The organism is Streptomyces phaeoluteigriseus, assembly GCF_001896135.2.
Taxonomy (GTDB): Bacteria; Actinomycetota; Actinomycetes; order Streptomycetales; family Streptomycetaceae; genus Streptomyces; species Streptomyces phaeoluteigriseus.
The window spans coordinates 1-4510 of record NZ_MPOH02000041.1; the positions used below are offsets into that span (position 1 = coordinate 1).

At 72.9% G+C, this 4510-nt stretch carries 4 protein-coding genes; 3 read left to right on the forward strand and 1 reads right to left on the reverse strand.

The window, feature by feature from the left end; genetic code table 11:
- Positions 1-279 precede the first annotated feature (279 nt).
- Complete coding sequence (locus tag BM536_RS37400) at positions 280-795, forward strand: roadblock/LC7 domain-containing protein (RefSeq protein ID WP_094104048.1); 516 nt, start codon at positions 280-282, stop codon at positions 793-795.
- Positions 796-1784: 989 nt separating this feature from the next.
- Here BM536_RS37400 and tnpA read toward each other — a convergent pair.
- Entirely contained in the window at positions 1785-2213 is a 429-nt protein-coding gene (gene tnpA / locus BM536_RS37410) for an IS200/IS605 family transposase (RefSeq protein WP_073500044.1), read from the reverse strand.
- A gap of 52 nt (positions 2214-2265) precedes the next feature.
- Here tnpA and BM536_RS37415 point away from each other — a divergent pair, with 52 nt between their 5' ends.
- Complete coding sequence (locus BM536_RS37415; RefSeq protein WP_073500045.1) at positions 2266-3480, forward strand: RNA-guided endonuclease InsQ/TnpB family protein; 1215 nt, start codon at positions 2266-2268, stop codon at positions 3478-3480.
- Between the two features lie 109 nt (positions 3481-3589).
- On the forward strand, positions 3590-4510 hold a 921-nt coding region (locus tag BM536_RS37420), incomplete at its 3' end, for a serine/threonine-protein kinase (protein ID WP_245873989.1).

The following is a 4510-nucleotide window of genomic DNA, read 5'->3' on the forward strand; positions in this document are numbered from 1 at the left end:
GCGTCGGGGCGGGCCCTGTTCCCGTGCCCGCGGCGCCGCCCCCGCCCCAATGGAACCGGGCCCTGTTCCCGTGCCCGCGGCGGCGCCCCCGCCCAGCCGGTGAACCGCATCCCGGAGCCGGGCCGCACATTCCAGAGGAAAATGCCAAAGCTCCCACCCGGGGCCGCCACTTTCCGTAACCTCGGGATCACGCTCTCGGTGCCGTCCCGCGACCAGGCCCCGCCGGACCGGGGACCGCCGCGCCGCCGACACGCTCCGCAAGGCGAAAGGAGACCGGTCATGGCCGTCGAGGCCGAGGTCCTGAACGAACTGCACCGGCTGCGCACGCGCATGCCCCAGCTGACGGGGGCGCTGGCGGCCAGCGCCGACGGACTCGTCCTCGCCCAGGACATGCCCGGCGTCCAGCCCGAGGGGCTCGCGGCCCTCACCGCCGCCGCCCTCGGCGTCGGCCACCGCATGGTCGACCTCACGGCGCGCGGCGAGTTCTGCGAACTCCTCGTGCGCGGGGCCGGGGGATACGTCGCCACCTACGCGGCCGGCCCCTCCGCCGTCCTCACCCTGCTCGCCGACGGCCACGCCAACGTCGGCCGCCTGCATCTCGAAGGCCGGCGCAGCGGCGCCCACATCGCCGGCCTGATGGCGGCCCGGCACACACCCGGCCCGGCGTCACCGGCCCATGCGTACCCCGCCGTTCCTCCTGTTCCGCCCGCACCCCGCGACCGGCCCCTGAGCGCCCTGCCGACGCGCATCCCGCGGCAGTACAGGCCTCAGCGGGGGCCGGACCACGGCGGCTGAACCCACCCCGGCCCGCGCCCCGCCTCCTGGTCGGGACCCGCGCGCCGAACGCCGCGCCCCACGAGCGCCTCCCTCACGCCCCGGCACCCTCCGCCCGCCCCCGGTGTCGCCCCACCCCGCGCCGCTGCCCGACGACCCGTTCCGAGCCGCCCGGGTTCGCCGCGGGCGCGCCGGGTGCGCTGAACCCGCCGGGCACCAGCCGTGGGGACACCACGGCCGGGGCGGACGGCGGGCGCACGTCCGCCGGGCGCGTTCCGGTCGGACCGACCGCCGGCGTCGGCCGGTGGCCGCGTCGCACGGCCGATGATCCGGGTGTGCGGCATCAACGCGGCGCAGGCGGAGCAGACCTCGCTGAGCGTCCACACCTGGCCCACGGCGGGATCGTGCCGCAGCACCAGCAGCACCGCGCCCGCGCAGGAGACCCGGGTGCCCTCGTGCAGCGCACATCGCTCGCGCCGGCACCAGCAGGCGGCGTCGTACCGTACCGAAGCCGCTCTGGCGTGCGCGGCGGCGTGGGCTTCGGCGAAGCGGCGCAGGGCCGCGAGGTCGCGCGAGCGCGGCGGCATCGCGCACGCGGAGGAGCAGGTGACCGACGCGGTGCGGTCCCGGTGTCCGACCACGCGAATGGTCCAGGAACGGCCGGGACGGCGGGCTGACGGTGCCTCAGGGTACGTTTGAGCCAAGGCCACATGTCCTTCGTGGGATGCGGGCGGGGGGAAGGAGACACTCCGGCGGGAACCGGCACGGCCCGCCGGAAGTGACCTCGCCCGGAGCATGCCCGCGGCTCCGCGGCCCCATTCGCGAACTGCCCCGTACGGCAGGTGCGCGGGGAGGTCACACCGGGGGCACGAGCGGGCGCGCCGTACGCCTAAGCTCCCCTTCCATCCCCTGTTCTTCGCAGGGAATCCCGGCCTTCAGGCCGGGCGGGAATGCGATTCTCGGTCTGGAGGCGCGAAGCGCCGGAGATCGCTACGCCTGTGTGGTGACGGTCATGCCGGGCGCTTCTGGTGCTCGATGTAGTCCTTGATGATGCTCAGCGGTGCGCCGCCGCAGGACCCCGCGAAATACGACGGGGACCAGAACACCGAGCCCGTGCCGATCCGGTTGATCCTTCCGGTGTACTCCGCGCGCAGGTAGCGGGAGCTGACGCCTTTGAGGCTGTTGACGAGCTTGGACAGGGCGATCTTCGGCGGGTAGTGCACGAGCAGGTGGACGTGATCGCCTTCGCCGTTGAACTCCCGCAGCTCCGCGCCGAAGCTTTCGCACACGTCCCGCATGATCGCCTCGCAGCGTGTCAGCATCTCGCCGTTGAAGATCTCCCGCCGGTACTTCGTGACGAACACCAAGTGTGCGTGGAGGTTGAAAACGACATGATTTCCTCGTCGGATGTCGGGATTTGGTTCCCAGCGCGGTGACATAGGCCAAGCGTAGTAGGATCAAGCGGACTCGACCGGAAGGGGGTGGGCTGAGTTGATCCGTGCGTACAAGTTCCTCCTGCGGCCCACCGTCCGCCAGGCCCAGGCACTCGCCGACATGCTGCGGGATCACTGCTCCCTCTACAATGCGGCGCTGCAGGAACGCCGCGACGCCTGGCGACATCCGTCGAAGACCACCGTCAAGTACGGGACGCAGTCGGCCCAGCTCAAGGACATCCGGGCGTTCGACCCTGAGCGTCAGGGCCGCTGGTCGTTCAGCTCGCAGCAGGCCACCCTGCGCCGCCTGGACAAGGCGTTCACCGCATTCTTCCGCCGGGTCAAGTCCGGCGTGACGCCCGGCTATCCGCGCTTTCGCGGGGTGAACTGGTTCGACGCGGTGGACTTCCCCAAGGACGGCGACGGCTGCCGGTGGAACTCCATTCCGCACGACCCCGTCACCCGCGTCCGTTTCCAGGGCGTCGGCCACGTCAGGGTCAACCAGCACCGCCCGGTGGCCGGCCGGGTCAAGACCGTGTCGGTCAAGCGCGAGGGCCGTAAGTGGTTCGTCGTGCTGACCGCCGAACAGGACCAGCCGCAGCCGCTGCCCGCGACCGGCTCCGTGGCCGGGATCGACCTGGGCATCGCGAACTTCCTCGCCGACTCGAACGGCGGCTTCGTGCCCAACCCGCGCCACGGGCGCAAGGCCGCCGCGAAACTCGAAGCCGCGCAGCAGGCCCTGTCCCGGTTCCCGCGCCGCAAGGCCAAGGACCGCACCGCCAACCACCAGCGCGCGGTGGACAAGGTCGCCGCACTGCACGGCAAGGTGCGTCGCCAGCGCCTCGACCACGCACACAAGACCGCGCTCGGCCTGGTCCGCGCACACGATTTCATCGCGCACGAAGACCTCAAGATCCGCAACATGAGCAAGGCCCCCGCACCCAAGCCCGACCTCGATCAGCCGGGCGTGTTCCTGCCGAACGGGGCCGCCGCGAAGGCCGGGCTCAACACGTCGATCAACGACGCCGGTTGGGGGGTGTTCCTGACGATCCTGCACGCCAAGGCTGAAAGCGCCGGACGGGAAGTGATCGCCGTGGACCCCCGCAACACCTCCCGCACCTGCCCCGAATGCGGGCACACCGCCAAGGAGAACCGGCCCACCCAGGAAAAGTTCCACTGCGTCGCCTGCGGCCACACAGCGCACGCCGACACAGTGGGAGCCACCAACGTTCTACGGGCCGGGCTGGTCCGTCGCAACGCCAACCCGGCATAGCGAGAAGCCCCCGGCTTCAGCCGGGGGAGGAGTCACGAGCACAGGGGGATCCGACAGACGTGTCGTCGACGGCCGGTTCGAACTGGCCGGGCGGCTCGGCGGCGGGGGCATGGGCTGGGTGTGGCGGGCGCACGACCTCGCGCTGCACCGCGACGTCGCCGTCAAGGAGGTGCGGCCCCCCGATCCGGACCTGGCCGAGTACGACCCGGAGGGCGCCCGGCTGTTGCGCGAGCGCGTCCTGCGGGAGGCCCGCGCGCTGGCCCGCGTCCATCACCCGGGCGTCGTCACCGTCCACCACATCGTCGACGGCGGCGGCGACACCTACCCGTGGATCGTCATGGAGCTGGTGGAGGGCGGCTCGCTCCAGGACCGCCTGGACCGCGGCACCCTGACGCCCGCCGAAGCCGCACTCCTGGGCCGGGACCTGCTGTCGGCGCTGCGCGCCGCGCACGCGGTCGGCATCGAGCACCGCGACGTGAAACCGGCCAACGTCCTGCTGCGCCCCGACGGACGGCCCGTGCTCACCGACTTCGGCATCGCCGCCGTCCGCGAGTCCGTGAGCCTCACCGCCACCGGGGCCGTCATCGGCTCACCCGACTTCATGGCCCCGGAACGCGTCAGCGGCAAGGAGGGCGGACCCGCCGCCGACCTGTGGTCGCTGGCGATGCTGCTGTACGTCGCCGTCGAGGGCCATCATCCGCTGCGCCGCGGCAGCACGCTCGCCACACTGGCCGCCGTACTCGGCGAGGACGTGCCCGCGCCCCGGCGGGCCGGGCCGCTGACGCCCGTCCTCACCTCGCTGCTGGTGCGGGACCCGCAGGGCCGCCCCGACGCCGAGCGGGTCGACCGGATGCTCGCCGCCGTCACCGGCGGACCGGCCTCCCGGACGGACGCGGACGCCCCGGCCGCCGCCGAGCAGACCTCCTACCCGCTCGCACCCCCCGCCCCGGGAACGCCGACGACCCGGTCGTGCTGTCGGGCCTGTCGCTCTCCGACGGCTACGCCCGGACCTACACCAAGGCGAGCCGGG